The sequence below is a fragment of the Streptomyces sp. NPDC047515 genome (genome assembly GCF_040643055.1).
Lineage (GTDB): Bacteria > Actinomycetota > Actinomycetes > Streptomycetales > Streptomycetaceae > Streptomyces.
This window is the reverse complement of record NZ_JBEYTM010000068.1, coordinates 1-16891: the sequence shown is the minus strand read 5'-3', so window position 1 is coordinate 16891 and position 16891 is coordinate 1. Positions and strand designations below refer to the sequence as shown.

Here is a 16891-nt window from a genome sequence, read left to right as displayed (position 1 = left end):
TCTGAACGTAACGTTCCAGTAACGAGGTATTGGCTATGGATCCATTCGCTGCGACAGTGCTCACCGAATCACACAGGAGAGTGCTCATGCCCACACACCGGAAACTGGCCCCCGCCGCACCCTGGACCGAGGTGACGGCGACGAAGAAGGACTGGCACGGCGCAGACCCGCGGCTGCTGACCTCGATGTTCACCCAGACCCTGCTGATCAGGACCTTCGAGGAGTACGTCCTCGACCTCGCGGGCCAGGGGCTGGTGCACGGGCCGGCGCACTCCAGCATCGGCCAGGAGGGCGGCGCCGTCGGCTCCGTGCTTCCGCTGACCGCCTCGGACTTCGTCGGCGGCTCGCACCGGGGGCACCACCAGTTCCTGGCCAAGGCTCTGGGCTATGTCGCGCCCGGCGGTATCGACCTGCGTCGGCCGGTCGACGGGGAGGTGCGCACCGTTCTGCTGCGCAGCCTGGCCGAGATCTGCGGACTGGCCAGGGGATTCTGCCGGGGTCGGGGCGGATCCATGCATCTGCAGTGGCGTGAGGCCGGGGCCATGGGCACCAACGCGATCGTCGGCGGCGGCGTGCCGCAGGCGGCCGGGTTCGCCTGGTCCGCGCGGCAGGCGGGCACCGACGCCGTCTCGGTCAGCTACTTCGGGGACGGCGCGGTCAACATCGGCTCGGTGCTGGAGACGATGAACCTCGCCGCGGCCTGGAAACTGCCGGTCTGCTTCTTCATCGAGAACAACAAGTACGCCGTCTCCACCCACGTGGACGAGGCGACGGCCGAGCCGAGGCTTTCGGCGCGCGGTCTGGGGTTCAACATTCCCAGCTGGCGTGTGGACGGCATGGACCCGCTGGCCGTGTACCTGGCCATGACCGAGGCCGTGGACCACATGCGTGCCGGCCGCGGTCCCACCATCGTCGAGGCCGAGGTCTACCGCTACTTCCACCAGAACGGCCCGTTCCCCGGCAGCGCGTTCGGCTACCGCACCAAGGACGAGGAGAAGGAGTGGCGGGCCCGCGATCCGCTGGCCCTCGTCTCCCGGCAGCTCGTCGAGAACGGCGTCCTGAGCGCCGACGAGATCGAGGAGTGCACCGCGCGCGCCAAGGCGGTCATGGCCGCCATGGGTGACCAACTGCTGGAGCCCGACCCCGAGGGCAAGCCGGGCACCCGCCGCATCAGGCCCGCCGAGTGGCCCGACCCGTCCTTCCGCGACGTCGGCGTACGGGGCGATCTCAGTGAGTTCGACGGAGTGCGCCTCGCCGACACCGGCACCGGACCGGATGCCTTCCAAGGGCGCCTGGAACAGCGGAAGTTCATCGACGTCGTGGCCGAGGTGATGAGCCGCCGCATGGCCGAGGACGCCTCGGTCGTCGTCATGGGCGAGGACGTGCACCGCCTCAAGGGCGGTACCAACGGCGCGACCAAGGGCCTGGCCGAAGCCCATCCGGACCGTGTCCTGGGCACCCCCATCAGCGAGAACGCCTTCGCCGGACTCGCCGGTGGCATCGCGCTCGACGGCCGGTACAAGCCGGTCGTGGAGTTCATGTACGCCGACTTCATGTGGGTCGCGGCCGACCAGATCTTCAACCAGATCGGCAAGGCCAGGCACATGTTCGGCGGCGACGGACAGGGTTCCGGCGTCCCTCTCGTCCTGCGCAGCAAGGTCGCCATGGGCACCGGATACGGCTCCCAGCACTCCATGGACCCGGCGGGCATCCTCGCCACGGCCCCCGGCTGGCGGATCGTCGCACCGTCCACGCCATTCGACTACGTCGGCCTGATGAACAGCGCGCTGACCTGCAAGGACCCGGTCGTCGTACTGGAACACACCGACCTGTACAACTCGGTCGGTCCGGGCCCGGTCGACGACTTCGACTACTGCCTGCCCGTGGGCAAGGCGGCCGTACGCCGCACCGGATCGCGGATCACCGTGGTGACGTACCTCGCGATGACCGGCTACGTCCTGGACGCCGTCGAGCAGCTGGGTCTGGACGCCGAGGTCATCGATCTGCGCTGGCTGGACCGCGCCAGTCTCGACTGGGACACCCTCGGCGCGAGCATCCGCAAGACCAACAACGTGCTCATCGCCGAGCAGGGGCCCATCGGAACCTCCTACGGCGGCTGGCTGTCCGACGAGATCCAGCGCCGCTACTTCGACTGGCTCGACCAGCCCGTCCAGCGCGTCCAGGCCGGAGAGTCCTCGCCCAGCATCAGCAAGGTGCTGGAGCGGGCGGCCATCGCCCGGAGCGAAGAGGTCGTGGCCGCGCTCCAGCGGGTCACCGAGAGCTGACCCTCCCCGTACGACAGAACACCCAGGAGGGTTGATCATGGCAGAACTGTTCCGAATGCCCGCTGTGGCCGCCGACGCGGCGACGGCGGTGCTGTCCGCCTGGCAAGTGGCGGAGGGCCTGTCGTTCGCGAAGGACGACGCACTGGTGTCCATCGAGACGGACAAGGCAGAGGTGGACGTCGCCGCCGAGCGGGACGGCGTGCTGCTCAAGACGCTTTACACGGCCGGCGCGGAGGTCGAGGTCGGCGACCCGATCGCCGTGCTCGGCGCCGCCGACGAGCAGGTCGGCGACCTCGACGCACTGCTGGCACAACTGGGCGTCGGCGTGACCGCGCCCGGCGACGCCCGGCAGGCGGTGCGCCGGGACGTGCCGGAGGAGCCGGTCACGGAGCGCCCGCAATCCCAGGCGTCCCCGCTGCCCCAGGGGTCCCCGGTTCCCGGACTCCCGACGTCCTCCCTCGATCTGTCCGCCGACGCCGGGCCGGAGCGCGGCGGACGCGTCTTCAGCAGTCCGCTGGCCCGCAGGCTGGCCCGGGAAGCGGGGCTGGACCTCGCGGTGCTCACCGGTACCGGGCCCGGCGGCCGTATCGTTCGGCGCGATGTCGAGGCCGCGGTCGCGGCCCGCCGGACCCCGGAAACGGTGCCGAGCCCGGCCCCCCGGGAGGCCGCCGCCGCGCCGCGGACGTCCGTCCCCGTACCGCGGACCTCCGCCCCCGAGGACACCGGCGACTACGAGGACATCCCGCACAGCCGGATGCGCCGGGCCATCGCCAGGCGCCTGACCGAGAGCAAGCAGCACACCCCGCACTTCTATCTGCGGGCGACCTGCGCCGTGGACGAACTGCTCGCCCTGAGGCAGCGGCTCAACGCCGTCAGCCCGGCCAAGGTCTCGGTCAACGACCTGCTGATCAAGGCCGTCGCCACGGCACACACGCAGGTGCCGGAGATGAACGCGGTGTGGCGACCGGATGCCGTCCGCAGGTTCGGCACGGTCGACGTCTCGGTCGCCGTCGCCACCGACACGGGCCTGGTGACCCCGGTCCTGCGCGGTGTCGAGAACCTGTCGGTGTCGGCGATCGCCACCCGGACTCGCGGATTCGCGGAGCAGGCGCGCTCCGGAACACTGCGGCCCGCCGACCTCGAAGGCGGCTCCATCACCATGTCGAACCTCGGCATGTACGGGGTCGAGGAGTTCGCCGCCATCATCAACCCGCCGCAGGCCGCGATCCTGGCCGTCGGCGCCGCACGTGACGAGGCGGTGGTCCGCGACGGTGCGGTCACCGCGGCCAAGGTGCTGCGCGTGGTTCTGTCCGTGGACCACCGCCCGGTGGACGGCGCCGTGGCGGCGCGCTGGCTCGCGGCCTTCACCGAGGCCGTGGAGAAACCGGTCCGGCTCGTCGTCTGAACCCACCCCGGCGGTCGGACGGCCCGCGGCGTCACCGCCGCGGGCCGTCCGACCCCGCCCCTCGGCCGCACCCCGCGTCCGACGGCTGCCAGAGCACTCCATGAGGACACCGATGTCTTTGATCCGCGGTTCCCGCGCCCCCGGTGCGGCCACACCACACGAAGCCCCGCGCGACGCGCTCGGCGAACTGGACCGTCGCAATCTGCGGCGGCTCATGCCGCTGCTGCTCGCCGCCTACATCATGTCGTTCCTGGACCGGACCAACATCGGCCTGGCCAAGGAACACCTGGAAGTCGACCTCGGCATCTCCGCCGCGGCCTATGGGCTGGGCGCGGGGCTGTTCTTCCTCACCTACGCGGCCTCCGAGGTGCCCAGCAACCTGATCATGTATCGCGTGGGGGCCCGTTGGTGGATCACCCGGATCATGGTGACCTGGGGCATCATCTCGGCCTGCATGGTCTTCGTCCACGGCGAGAAGTCCTTCTACGCCATGCGGCTCCTGCTCGGCGCGGCCGAGGCCGGGCTGCTGCCGGGCATCCTGCTCTACTTCACGTACTGGTTCCGCTCCGAGATCCGCGGCAGGGCCATCGGGCTGCTCCTGCTCGGCGCCTCCATCGCCAGCGTCATCGGCAACCCGCTGGGCGGGCTGCTCATGGAGATGGACGGGATCGGCGGCTGGCACGGCTGGCAGTGGATGTTCCTCATCGAGGGCGTTCCCTGCGTCTTCCTGGCGTTCGCCGTCTACCGGTTCCTGCCCGACGGCCCGGCCAAGGCGCCGTGGCTGACGGCGGAGGAGGCCCGGTTGGTCCAGGACGCCGTCACCCGCGAGCAGAAGGAGGGTGCCGAGGCGGCCGGCAACGGCTCCGGCTCCCTGCTCACCGTGCTGCGCGACAAGCAGATGCTGCTGGCCATTTTCGCCAACTGGACGCATCAGGTCGCCCTGTACTCCGTCGTCTACTTCCTGCCCGGCATCATCGGCGGCTGGGGCCATCTCTCGCCCTTCACCATCGGCCTGCTGACCGGCCTGCCCTGGCTCACCGCGGCGGTGGGCGCCGTACTGGTGCCGCCGCGCGCGACCACGCCCCGGCGCTCCCGCAACTTCGTGGTGGTCGGCCTGCTGATGATGTTCACCGGCCTCGTCGTCGCCGCCGTCGCCGGTCCGGTGGTCGCCCTGCTCGGCTTCTGCTTCACCGGCCTGGCGTTCTTCGTCGTCCAGCCGCTGCTGTTCAACTTCCCCGCCACCCGGCTCGCGGGCAAGACCCTCGCGGGCGGCCTGGCACTCCTCAACACCATCGGCATCACCGGCGGCTTCGTCGGTCCCTACATCATGGGCTACGCCGAGGACACCACCGGCAATCATCTGTCCGGCCTGTGGGTGTCCGTCGTCCTGCTGGCACTCGGCGCGCTGGCGGCCACGCGGCTGCGTTTCTCCCCGAAGAGCTGAGGCACGCCGGAGCATCGGCCGCAGCGGGCTCCGGACACGAGGCCGACGGCGGCGAGTGGGAGTGTGCGGGACGGCCGCCGTCGAGCCCTGTGAGCCGTCCGCACAATCCCTGTCCCCAGGTGAGCGGGTCGAGATGGCGGCAGAGGCGCAGCCGGTCGTGGTCGGCCCTCAGGTCGGCCACGTCCGTGACGGCCACGCATGTGGCGTAGCGGGTGCCGTCCGCCCTCCGGAAGACGGCCGCCCCCGACTCGCCCGCAGTGACGGGCAGCCGGTCGCCGTCACCACCACCCGTGCCCAACGGCACCGGCGAAACGGTCGGGCATCAGAGGCGATCGTTCATGGCGGCCGCTGTAGGCCGTCTCCGACCAATCCCTCCTGGCGCGCGACGCGACGCGTCCCTGTCCCGACAGCCCTTGGCCCATGGCACGCGCTCGTGGCCGTCCGCCTCAAGCCGGTGGCTCGTCGGTGCGGATCCGGGAGGCGAGGACCGCGATGTCGTCCTCCGCGTCGCCACCGAACCGGTTCAGCACCTCGTCCAGCAGATCCTCCAGGCGTCCACTCGCCGGCAGTCGCAGTGACGCCAGCCGTCCGACGGCCACGTCGAGCGCCTCGTTGCGGCGTTCCACGAGCCCGTCGGTGTACATGAACAACACCGGTTCCGGGGCCGCAGGGCAGCACCCGGGCCTCGTAGCTTCCGTAGCCGGTGCCCAGCGGTGGCCCGACCGGCAGCTCCGCGATGTGGGCCCCGGTGTCGCCCGGATCGATGAAGACGGGCGGCAGGTGCCCGGCGCTGGCCACCTCGCAGACTCCGGCGAGCCGGTCGACGATCGCGATCAGGCAGGTGGCCGCACGGTCGAGCCCCGAGCGTTCCACCATGGTGTCCAGCCGTTCCAGGATGCGGTGCGGCGGCAGTTCGTCCTCGGCCAGCATGCGCAGCAGCGACCGATAGTGGCTCATGGCGACGGCGGCCTCGACGCCGTGCCCCATCACATCGCCCATGGCTTTGAGGTGGCGTCCGTCCTTCAGCGGGATGACGTCGAACCAGTCGCCGCCGACCAGCACACCGCGCTCGGCCGGCAGATAGCGGGTCGCGATCTCGATGTGCGGGTGTCGGCCGCGCGGTTCGGAGAGGAGAGAGCGCTGAAGTTCCAGGGCGATGCCGTGCTCGTGCGCGTACCGGCGGGCGTGGTCGATGTCGACGGCCGTGCGTCCGGCGAGCTCGCGGGCGACGATCACGGCCTCGTCCGCGGTGAAGGCGGGGGAGTCGCCCGTACGACCGAGTCCGAGGACGCCCTGGGGGTTCCCGCGCACGGTCAGGGGGACGACGACCATGGAGTGCAGACCCAGGGCGCGGTGGGCGGCAGCCCTTTCCGGCGTCGTGCCGGACCGGCCGGACTCTTCGGCACTGAGGTCCTCCAGCACCGGCTGGTTGGTCGCCAGGGAGCGCTGCACGACCGAGTCCTCCTGGTAGTCCACGTACTCGCCCGGCTCCTGGAAGTGTCCGCCCAGGTTCTCGCGGACGCCCGGAGACATGGCCAGGGCCGCACGGCGCATCCGGAGCACCCCGGCCGGCGGGCGGCGCACGGCGTGGCCGATGTCCGGCGGGAACACCTCGACGGAAGCGACATCGGCCAGCGCGGGCACCACGAACTCCGCCGGCTCCCGGCAGGTGGTGTCGATGTCCAGCGTCGTGCCGATACTGATGGACGCCGTGTTCAGCAGCGTCAGGTAGCGCCGGGTCCGTTCCAGGTCCTCCTGCTGGTGATGGACCGAACTGGTCTCCAGCACGATTCCCACCAGGCCCAGGAACCGGCCACCCGCCTCGATCCGGTAGTAGCTCCCGCGCCAGTACCGCCTGTCCTTCCCGGTCAGTTCGCGCGTCAGTCCGCTGAATGTCGTGTCGCGGGGCCGCCCGTCGTCGAGCACCGAGCGGAGCACTTCCTGGCGCTCGTCGAACTCGGGCAGCACGGCGTTGATGCTCCGGCCGAGGTGCTCGGCGGCCGGCAGGCCGTTGATCAGGGCCTGTGCGGGATTGACGTACAGATAGCGCAGATCGGTGTCGTACAGGGCGATCCCCGCAGGTGCTCCGTCGAAGAGGGCGGTGAGGACCGATACGTCGAACGGCAGCGGGCTCTCGGCGTACTCATCGGCCTGCACATCGACCTCCTGATGAGGCGGGGAGCGGATTACGCGCTGCTCCTGGGACTCAATCGTCGACCGCACACCGTCGCCGCGCATCCGCATCCGCACCCGCGTGGAGCGGCACGGGGCCGACAGGAGGACCTTCGCCCGACCTTCGTCGCGTTCGCCGCAATGGACGGTGCGGCCCCGGCCCATCCAACTCCGCGCCGATGTGGCGTGAGGTGTCCGGGACCACCTCGGGGCGGACCCGACGGCTCTCACCCGACCGGGCCAGCAAGGTCCCTTGTCCCCATTGGGCCGTCCCCACCTCGGAGTTGCCCGGACACGGGAGCCATGAATCTGTGGAAGTCGAGATCCGCCGGATCCCGCCTTCCAGGAGGAGACATGCGCCCTGAGCAGAACGGCCGCTCGGCCGACCAACTGTCCGTCGTGTACACGGTCCACGTCATCGAGGGCGGTGAGCAAGGATTCCTCGACGCGTACGAGCGAATAAGGAAGTCCGTCGCCAGCGTCCCCGGGCACATCATCGACCGGCTGGGAGAACCCCTCGACGACTCCCGGCAGTGGGTGATCACCAGCGAGTGGGAGACGCCCGAGCACTTCTTCGCCTGGCAACAGGGCGAGGACCACCGCGCAATGCTGGCCCCGCTGCGGGCCTGGGTCGACCAGACCCAGTCGCTGCGGTACCGGGTCATCCAGGAGACCGTGGGGGTGAAGTCATGACGCAGCCCGTCACCGGCCCCGTCGCCGTCCTCGGCCTCGGCACGATGGGCACCGGCCTGGCCACCCGGCTTCTCGACCAGGGTGTCGAGGTCCGGGTCTGGAACCGCACCGCGGAGCGGACGGAGCCGCTCGCCCGCGCCGGCGCCGTCGCCGCGACGCATCCGGCCGATGCCGTCGAGGGCACGAGCGCGGCCATCTGCACCGTGACCGACGGCGAAGCCCTCGCCGCCGTGCTGCACGGACCGGACGGGATCCTGACCGGGAGCCCGTACCCGGGCACCCTGGTCTGCGCCAGCACCGTCGCACCGGAGGAGGTCGTCCGTCTCACCAGCAAGATCGACTCCGTTCTGGACGTCGGCATGCTGGGCAACCGGGAGCACGCCCGCAGCGGCGATCTGCGCCTGTTCGTCGGAGGCGAGGAGCGGGTCTTCACCGCGGGGCGGCCGCTGCTCGAACTGCTGGGCAAGGAGGTCGTCCACCTCGGCGAACTCGGTTCCGGCATGCGGATGAAGCTGCTCCTCAACCTGCTGATGGGGATCGAGGTGCAGGCCCTGGCCGAGGCGGTCGAGCTGGCGGCCGTCACCGGGCTCGACCCGAAGCTCGTCCTCAGCACGATCGCGGGCAGCGGATTCGCCTCGCCCGTCATGGCGTTCAAGTCCAAGCGACTGGCAGCCGGGCGCTTCGACGAGCCCGACTTCCGGCTCAGCCTGATGGCCAAGGACCTGCTGCTCGCCGAGGAGCAGGCCGCCGCGGCCGGACTGCGGCTTCCGCTCGTCGCCGCAGCCGCGCAGACCCACGTCCGTGCCACCGACCAGGGACATGGCGACGAGGACTGTGTCGCCGTCGTCCACGCACTCGCATCGAACCAGGGAACACACACATGATCATCGACATCCATGGACATCTGTCCCCGCCGGATGCCGCACGACGCTTCCCCATGCCCCCCAGCCTGACCGACGTCGACGGCATGCTCGCCGCCCGCGCTCGGGCCGGGATCGACCTCACCATCATCGGCAGTCCGGTCGGCGCCGGTGCCATGGCGCGGGTCCCGGGCGTCGACAACTACGCGCAACCGCGAGACCGGCTCCGGGGCTTCCACAGCTGGATGTCGGGTCTGATCGCCTCCTTCCCGGACCAACTGCGCGGGTACGTGTACGCCAACCCGTTCGGCGACGACGACCACCTGGAAGGAGTCAGGGAGACGCTGGAGGACCCCGCGTTCGTCGGCCTGATCACCACCTCCAGCGTCCATGGCGAACTGCTCGGCTCGCCGCGCGCCGACTCCTTCTTCGCGCTGGCCGCCGAGACGGGAGTGCCGGTCCTGGTGCACGCACCGGCCGAACCGATCGGCACGGACCGGGTCGACGACTTCGGCTTCGTCGAACAGATCGGCCGGTTCGGGGACGTCACCATGGGCATGGCCATGATCGCGTTCGCGGGATGGCTGGACAAATACCCCGGCCTGCGCCTGATCGGTGCCACAGGAGGCGGCGCGATGGCGCTGCTGCCGGAACGCCTGCAGACGGCGGCACGTCCCAGGCACTGGGGCGCCGGCACACCATCGACGCAGCCCGACGCCCCGGCGGCGACAGACCCTGGCGGGGCGCTGCAGCGCATGTACGTCGACACCAGCACGTTCAGCCCGGCGCATCTGGGCCTCAACGCGGAGGTGCTGGGGCCGGAGCGGATGCTGTTCGGCACGGACTCGCCGCCGATGTCCGTGCCGCTGGAGGAGCTCCTGCGCATGATCGAGAAGCTGCCCGTGGACCAGACGGCCCAGCAGCTCATCCTCGGTGGCAACGCCGAGGCGCTCTTCGACCTCGGGAGTCGACCGTGACCACTGTGGACGATCCGGTCGCCGCGGCCGAGCGCTGCACCCCCGAGTTCCGACGGAACCCGCATCCGGTCTACGCGAACCTCAGGGACACGGCGCCCGTCTGCCCCATGAGGCCGCCGCACGGCATCGACACGTACCTGATCACGCGGTACGAGGACGCGCGGGCCGCCCTGACGGATCCGCGGCTGAGCAAGGACATGTACGGGGCCATGGACGCCTACCGGAGGATCTTCGGTGACTCGTCCGTGGCTCTGGACGACCACATGCTCAACTCCGATCCGCCCAAGCACACCCGGCTGCGCAAGTTCGTCGGCTCCACGTTCACCCCGCGCCGCGTGGAGTCCCTGCGCCCGCGGATCCAGGACGTCGTCGAGACGCTGCTGGACGGCTGCGCGACCCGCGAACCCGTCGACCTGCTGCCCGCGTTCGCGTTCCCGCTGCCGATCATCGTGATCTGCGAACTGCTCGGTGTGCCGCAGGAAGAACGGCCGGAGCTGCAACGCCTGTCCACCACGGTGGCGCAGACAGGGTTCGGCAAGGAAGCCAAGCAGGCCCAGCAGACGGCGGAGGAGGGCCTGCACGCGTACTTCGCGGATCTCCTCGCGCGCAAGCGCAGCCGTCCCGGAGAGGACCTGCTCAGCGCGCTCGTCGAGGCCCGGGACGAGAACGGCGGCCTCGCCGAGCAGGAGCTGATCTCGACAGCGTTCCTGCTGATGTTCGCGGGGCACAAGACGGCGGCCTACCTCATCGGGAACGGAGTCCACCATCTCCTCACCCACCCCGCGCAGCTCCGAGCCGTGCAACAGAACCCGGAGCTGGTCGGCCCGGCGGTGGAGGAACTGCTGCGCTACGACGGTTCGGTGGAGAGCGCGACGTTCCGTTTCGCGACCGAGGATGTACAGATCGCCGGGACACGGATTCCTAAGGGCTCCCTGGTGCAGATCGCGCTCAGCTCGGCCAACCGAGACCCGCGGAAGTTCGACGCACCGGACGCCTTCGATGTGACGCGCCCCGAGAACGCGCAAAGCGCCCATCTGGGGTTCGGCCACGGCATCCACTACTGCCTGGGGGCGCCGCTGGCCAGGCTGGAGACGCAACTCGCTCTCACGGGCCTGTTCAGCAGATTCCCGAGGGCCGCTCTGGCGGACCCCGCGCGTGAGGCGCCCTGGATGGAGGTCCCGTTCCCGGCCTTCCGAGGCCTCGCGGAGCTGCCTGTCGTGCTTGAGCCCGCCATGCCGTGACCGGCAGCCGGAGGAGGCCGGTATCCGTCCATCCGCCGCGCGTCCGCTCACGGCACGGTCGACCACCGCACGAACGCGTCCGTCTCCCCGACGGCCGTCCCACGCGTCGCCCGGATGCCGATCACAGTGCCCGCCGGGCCGGTGGGCAGTCTTGGTGGCTTGCCCCAACACGGCCTGGAATAAGGCTGGTTCGTTGCGCAAGGAGACTGCTCGCCGGCTCGTTTCGTCCTGCTGGGGTTCGTCTCGCGCCGACGTGCCGGCCGTCGAACACCAAGGGGAACCACAATCCCTGACGCTGCGTCAACAATTTCATGGGTGCTCACGGAGTGGCGCCGGCACGTTGGCGAAGGGGGAGCCGTGACGGAACCGGAACCGACGCACGAGATCCACGAGAAGCAGAACACGAAGGAGGCGCCGGGCCCGCCGGAGGTGCCGGGCCCGCCGGATGCGCCGCAGGCGCAGGATTCCGGAGCCACGAGCGGGACACCACAGCCGTCGCGACGCAACCGAGCTCTCGTGGTCGGCGTTGTCGGAACCGTTGTACTGACTCTGCTCGTGGGCCTGACGGTCCGGCTGTCCGGCGGCTCCGAGGACAAAGCGGCATCGAAGGGCGACCGCAAACCGTTCGACAAGGCGGTGGCAAGTCTCGCGGTCGCCAAAGGGCTGCACTACAAGGACACGGCGATCGCCGGCATCACGGTGAGAGACGTCACGGTGACCGCGTCCGGCAAGAAGTTCGGCAGCGCGGGATACGGCGACCGCCTGAAGAACCTGGCGCAGGACGTCCTCAGGATCGACGGGAAGACGTACACCCGGTGGAAGAAGGCTCACGACTACGAGAAGGACAGCCTGCCGAAGGACGCGCAGAACGGACCGGGCAGATGCGTGGTCAATCCGATCGGTGGCACGGCCACCCTTGACGAGGCGCTCCAGCAGTACATCTCCCCCAAGGAGTTGGCCGCCTACCTCGCCCGTGCCCTGGACGACGTGGACCACTTCCCCCGGGCGGACGACCCGGACTCACCACCCCTGACCGTGCACGGGGTGCCGGCGCTACGGGCCGACACCTCCGTCGGCAGCCTGGTCATCACCAGGAATCCGCCCTACCGGGCGCTGCGTCTGGAGCCGTACGACTTCCATGACCTGTCCAAGCGGATCCGGGAAGCCACCGAGCGGGGCGAGCAGCCCGTGCTCCCCAAGGTCACCCAGGGGCCGCTGAAGGAGGGCGACTCCGAAGGCATGGAGCTGGAGCCGGTCACCAGTGCGAATACCGAGGTGATGTTCGCCCTGCTGGAGGAGTACATCCGCAGACTCGGCGACGCGGTCGACGAAAGTGTCGACTTCACGCTCAAGACCGGTGGCTCGCTGAACTACGGCGCCTCCGGTTGCTCCGTCCGGGAGGGGTTCACGGGCAAGATGACGCCCCGGGAGAACGGGGCGCACGTCGTCGTCGGCAAGGTCACCGCTGTTCTGACCGCGACCGTGACCATCAACGGCAAGCCGGCCGGCAGGTGCACCAGCCCGCCGACCGTCGTCCGCTTCACCGGCAGCACGTCGAGCGGAAACCTGTCGTGCTCGGTCCCGGAGGCGGGACCGGTCTACGCCACCGAGCACGCACGCCTCAAGGCCCAGGCCGAAGCGCAGTCCCGGGCGTCCAACCGCCCGGTTCCCTACCGCGTCTCGATGCGGGCCTGGGCCGAGATCGACGCGCGGGCCGTGGCGCTGGGCAAGGTGGACGAGCTGACCGAGGAGGTACGGAGGGAGAAGCGCGGAGCCTGACGGGGCCTCGACAACGCGTTGGTCGTGACGGTGCGCGGACCCGCCCCGGTTCGCGAAGGGACCTGCGCCGAGGACGGGACGGCCGGGCAGGACTGTCCCCGAGGAGCCGACTGCCCGTACCCGAAGGCACGGGCAGCCGGCTTCTCGGCCGCCTCCTGATCAAGGGGGTGCGGACGCCGCGGTGGGTGGGACGGGATCACGCGTAGGTGATGTCGGACGCGTGACAAACGCCGCTGTCACCCGGGTAGGACTTGCCGCGGCGCACCCCCACGCGGACCCGGGCGACCTTGTCGTCGGTCGGCTCCCAGCGAATGGTCCGGTCGCCGGAGGTGGAGGTGTCGTCGGTGGCGAGCGGCCCGTGGATGAAGCCGGGGTGGTGACGTACGCGCGGGCCCGCGACGCCGTCGGCCTGGCAGTCCCGCACGTAGTCGTAGTACGAGTCGTTGAAGTCGGCGCCCGCCGAACGGATGCACACCGTCGCCCGGACGTGCCCGCCGCAGAGCCCGGCAGCGCGCGGAGGCCGCCGTCCTGCGCCGGCGACGGATCGGCTCCAGCGCGTGGCCGGCCGTGGCCCTCGACACCCGGGCCAAGGCGCATGCCTTGGCCGGCGACCACGCCGCCGCGAACCGGGCCCGCGATGATGCCGAAGAGGTGTGAACCGGTCGCGGCGGCTTCGGTCCATGTCCGTTCACCCGTCGCCGGACGATCCCGTCGGACGCCGCGCGGCGTCCGACGACACGACTTGGTGGCGGCGCGTGCAGGGTCGGCGCGCGTGCACATGGATCCGACGCGGCGCCCGCCGCCTCACGCGCGGGGGTCGGCCTCCACGATCCGAGCATGGGCCCAGGCCACCAGCCCGGGGTCGCTCAGGGCGTCGACCCACAGATCGGCCCGCTCCTCGCCTTTGCCGGCAGGGCGTGGGCCGACGCCCAGTACGCGCAGACCGGCGCTTCGCGCCGACTCGATACCGGTGACCGAGTCCTCCACCGCCAGCGCGTCCTGAGGGCGCACGCCGCAGAGGTCCGCCGCGGCGGCGTAGACGTCAGGGTGGGGCTTGGGCCGTAACGCGTCGCCCGCGACGACGATGTGGTCGAAGCGGTCCAGCAGCGAGGCCCGTTCCAGGCACGATTCCACCACGTCCAGCGGGCAGTTGCTGGCCACCGCGAGCGGCAGATGACAGGCGGTCAGCCGGACCAGAGCCGCCGCGCCCGGCATGGTGACGGGATCCGCGGCGACCAGCGCTGTGAAATGCCGGAGCAGCGAATCGGTCATGGCCCCGGTGAGCTCCGGCTTCCCGGACTCCCGGGCCATGAGGCTTCCGCACTCGGTGTAGTGCACTCCCTTCGCTCGCTCCGCGAAACCGGCCGAAGGCTTGAGGCCGAATTCGCGGAAGACGCGGATGCGGGCGTCCTGCCAGTGGCGTTCGGTATCCATCAGAGTTCCGTCGCAATCGAAGACGATGGCGGCCGGGGACCAGTTGAGGATGCGATCAGCTGTCATTTCTCTGCCGTTCTCGGAGAGTGCGCCGACCCCGGACTTCCGTGGGATCAATGAGATGCCGGACTGCGGGAGAGACGCGCTCGACTGCTGGGACGTGGATGTCGAGGGGAAATCGATGACCGCGGGCGAAGGCGGCCTATTCGCCTCCGTGGAGCCCGCTGCCCAGGACGCCGTCCGCCCTGTGGAGTGAGCCCGAAAACATCGTGCTTATTACGTTAATTTCGCGGAGAAGAAGTGCGCAATCACCATTTCGAGTGCTTTGGGGCGGGCCGGTCGCAGAGTGGGCGCGAGGCGTGGCGAGGCCGGCGGGGGCTGTATGTGCCCCAGAAGTGCGGATAATTCATCCATTATTTGAGCAAGCTCACCTAATTGCCTGCTATCGGCCTATGTAGTGACGGAGCGGTGCAGGAATGGGCCTGCATGGGAGTGCGGACTTCCTCGATGTCACCCACATGTACGCACGGTCGAAGAATAATAAGAATTCCGCGACCGACGGCGTGAGGCCGTGTGTGCGCGGGCGTGGTACTCCCTTGCGTCGCGTGAATGGCGCACATTATCGAAGGTGGAACATACGTGCAGGACAGGGCGCGAGCTACCCGGAGATCCCTGTTGGAAGCCGCGGCGCAGCTCTTTCTCGAACAGGGGTACGTGGGGACCAGTATCAATGACATAAGCGGCCGTTCGGGGAAGACCAGCGGGGCCATCTACTTCCACTACTCCAGCAAGGAGAAGCTCGCCCTCGCCGTCGTTCATGAACGGTTCGCCGCATGGCCGCAACTGGCCGGGCACTACGCGGCCCCGGAAGTCCCGCCGCTGGAAAAGCTCGTCACCCTGAGCTTCGAAGTCGCCAGGGCCCTGCGCGAGGACGTCATAGCCCGCGCCGGTGCCCGGTTGTGGGCCGAACGCCACAGCATCGACGCGGCTGTGCCCGCACCCTTCGCCGCCTGGACCGCGGCTGTCACACGGCTGCTCGCCGATGCCCGAGCCAAGGGGGAACTCGCCGAGGGCGTAGAGCCGTCGAGCACCGCCACGACACTCGTGTGCGCGTTCTTCGGTCTGTACAGCCTGACCGACGACGTGGCAGGGGAGCGGGTGCTCGCGGCCCGGCTGCACCAGTGGTGGCTACTCGTTCTGAACGCCCTGCAGGCGCGCCCCGACCCTGCCGCCCTGATCGCGCGGGCGAGGGCGCGCTGCCCCGAGTGACGGGGTGATGGGCGGACGGTCGGGGCGGTCAGCGGGCGAGGGGGTGTGTACGGCCTTGCAGAGGTCGAGGGGGAGGTCGGTGAGGACGCGGGAGGTGCTCACGGCCTCGTGTACCGGCAGGTCCGCTGTCGTGCGACGCGGACGGTACGTCAGGCAGCCGCCGATGTGCTCGGCGACATCGACGGTGGCCGTGTGTCCCGGACCTGGCACGGCCCCGCGTCGACCAGACTCGTGATCACGTCACCCGCGCGGCGCCAGGTGGAAGGCCCGGTGCATTTCTCGCAGACGTTCGGCCAGAGGAGGTACGGGCCCCTGGACCACGAGGCCCGGCACCACGTCGGGGGCCGCCAGGGAACGCACCGGGGACGACAGCACCCCCAGCTCGGCCAGCCACTGGGTCAACTGGGTCGCGGAATGGGCGTAGACGATGCGGCCGAGGCCGACCCAGCCGTGTGCGGCCGAACACATGGGGCAGTGCTCACCGGAAGTGAAGACGGTGGCCTCGGCCCGCCGGTCCGCCGTGAGGTTCGCGGCGGCCCAACGGGCGAGTTCGAACTCCGGATGACGTGTGCTGTCGCCGAGACTGTTCACGCGATTGCGGTCCTCGGCGAGAATGTGGCCTTCGGCGCTCACCAGAACGGAGCCGAAGGGTGCGTCCCCGGCCCGCAGTGCCTCGGCCGCCAGCGCCACGGCGCGCTCCAGGTGCTGGTGTTCCGCCCCGGTCAGTTCAACAGTCGACACGACTCGCTCCTCTCACGTGCGCGGGATCGGGCCCGCGCCGCCGTGGGACTCACCGTGTCAGGCCCTGACCTGCGGCGTCCAAGAGATGTGAGCCATCGCGGCGATCGGTGGCGTCCATCACCTTGTGAAGGGGGAGTCCGTACGGGTGAGCCGGACGCGGTGCTCCGCTTCGCCCGAGAGGCGAGGGGCCGCCGTCGGTGCGCTCGGCCCGCCCTGACCGCGGGAGAGCGGAAACTGCCCCGCTCGTCTGCCTCCGCTCGGGTGCTGTCGAGGCTTCGCAGGGTCGGGTTCTGGCCCGTCGAATGTGATGCCACCCATAGGAGCCGCGTCACATCCTAGGGCGAGTAGGAGAAGCAGGGCCCTTCAAGCAGTGCGTAAATGTCGCAAAAAGGTAAGCTTCGGACATTTCTCCTAAGTTGGGTAGTACGTCACATTCTTGCGTCGGGTTCGGCGGGGCGTTAACCATGGCTGTCGTTGCGGGAGACCGCGACAGGGCCGGGCGGATCGCACCGGCCCGTATGGCGGGGCTTCGCTCCGCAGGCCGCCGTGATCGAGACCGGTCGGCACCACGTGACGTCCCCGCATTGGAGA

General features: G+C 70.0%; 12 protein-coding genes and 2 pseudogenes. 9 read left to right on the top strand and 5 right to left on the bottom strand.

Going from position 1 to position 16891, the window contains the following annotated elements; genetic code table 11:
- Positions 1-86: 86 nt before the first annotated feature.
- From ABZ826_RS34055 to ABZ826_RS34045, 3 genes are all read left to right on the top strand, one after another.
- Complete coding sequence (locus tag ABZ826_RS34055) at positions 87-2285, top strand: thiamine pyrophosphate-dependent enzyme (RefSeq protein WP_361457274.1); 2199 nt, start codon at positions 87-89, stop codon at positions 2283-2285.
- Positions 2286-2322: 37 nt separating this feature from the next.
- Positions 2323-3690 (top strand): 2-oxo acid dehydrogenase subunit E2, encoded by a 1368-nt coding sequence (locus ABZ826_RS34050; protein ID WP_361457271.1) that lies wholly within the window; start codon positions 2323-2325, stop codon positions 3688-3690.
- A gap of 112 nt (positions 3691-3802) precedes the next feature.
- On the top strand, positions 3803-5134 hold the full coding sequence (locus tag ABZ826_RS34045) for an MFS transporter (protein WP_361457268.1): 1332 nt from the start codon (positions 3803-3805) through the stop codon (positions 5132-5134).
- Positions 5135-5282: 148 nt separating this feature from the next.
- Here the strand turns inward: ABZ826_RS34045 and ABZ826_RS34040 are convergent.
- Together ABZ826_RS34040 and ABZ826_RS34035 are read right to left on the bottom strand one after the other, a co-directional pair.
- A pseudogene (locus tag ABZ826_RS34040) lies at positions 5283-5438 on the bottom strand (APH(3'') family aminoglycoside O-phosphotransferase); the annotation flags it as partial.
- Between the two features lie 142 nt (positions 5439-5580).
- Positions 5581-7291 (bottom strand): annotated as a pseudogene (locus ABZ826_RS34035) (SpoIIE family protein phosphatase).
- A gap of 369 nt (positions 7292-7660) precedes the next feature.
- On the opposite strand from ABZ826_RS34035, the gene ABZ826_RS34030 reads away from it, so the two are divergent.
- From ABZ826_RS34030 to ABZ826_RS34010, 5 genes are all read left to right on the top strand, one after another.
- The gene (locus ABZ826_RS34030) at positions 7661-7999 is read left to right on the top strand and encodes an antibiotic biosynthesis monooxygenase family protein (protein ID WP_361457265.1); all 339 of its coding nucleotides are present in this window, start codon (positions 7661-7663) and stop codon (positions 7997-7999) included.
- On the top strand, positions 7996-8883 hold the full coding sequence (locus ABZ826_RS34025) for an NAD(P)-dependent oxidoreductase (RefSeq protein WP_361457262.1): 888 nt from the start codon (positions 7996-7998) through the stop codon (positions 8881-8883). The genes ABZ826_RS34030 and ABZ826_RS34025 overlap by 4 nt, the downstream gene beginning before the upstream one ends.
- The gene (locus tag ABZ826_RS34020; protein ID WP_361457259.1) at positions 8880-9836 is read left to right on the top strand and encodes an amidohydrolase family protein; all 957 of its coding nucleotides are present in this window, start codon (positions 8880-8882) and stop codon (positions 9834-9836) included. The genes ABZ826_RS34025 and ABZ826_RS34020 overlap by 4 nt, the downstream gene beginning before the upstream one ends.
- Positions 9833-11077: a cytochrome P450 gene (locus ABZ826_RS34015; protein ID WP_361457256.1), complete on the top strand. Its 1245-nt coding sequence runs from the start codon at positions 9833-9835 to the stop codon at positions 11075-11077. Before ABZ826_RS34020 ends, ABZ826_RS34015 begins: the two co-directional genes overlap by 4 nt.
- Before the next feature lie 357 nt (positions 11078-11434).
- The gene (locus ABZ826_RS34010) at positions 11435-12856 is read left to right on the top strand and encodes a hypothetical protein (protein ID WP_361457253.1); all 1422 of its coding nucleotides are present in this window, start codon (positions 11435-11437) and stop codon (positions 12854-12856) included.
- Between the two features lie 196 nt (positions 12857-13052).
- On the opposite strand, the gene ABZ826_RS34005 is transcribed toward ABZ826_RS34010, so the two are convergent.
- Positions 13053-13331: a hypothetical protein gene (locus ABZ826_RS34005; RefSeq protein WP_361457250.1), complete on the bottom strand. Its 279-nt coding sequence runs from the start codon at positions 13329-13331 to the stop codon at positions 13053-13055.
- Positions 13332-13660: 329 nt separating this feature from the next.
- Positions 13661-14356 (bottom strand): HAD family phosphatase, encoded by a 696-nt coding sequence (locus ABZ826_RS34000; RefSeq protein WP_361457247.1) that lies wholly within the window; start codon positions 14354-14356, stop codon positions 13661-13663.
- Between the two features lie 573 nt (positions 14357-14929).
- Here ABZ826_RS34000 and ABZ826_RS33995 point away from each other — a divergent pair.
- On the top strand, positions 14930-15559 hold the full coding sequence (locus ABZ826_RS33995; RefSeq protein WP_361457244.1) for a ScbR family autoregulator-binding transcription factor: 630 nt from the start codon (positions 14930-14932) through the stop codon (positions 15557-15559).
- A 240-nt stretch (positions 15560-15799) separates the two neighbouring features.
- Here the strand turns inward: ABZ826_RS33995 and ABZ826_RS33990 are convergent, their stop codons facing one another.
- A complete protein-coding gene (locus ABZ826_RS33990; protein ID WP_361457241.1) occupies positions 15800-16300 on the bottom strand; it encodes a nucleoside deaminase in 501 nt (166 codons plus the stop codon).
- Between the last annotated feature and the right edge of the window lie 591 nt (positions 16301-16891).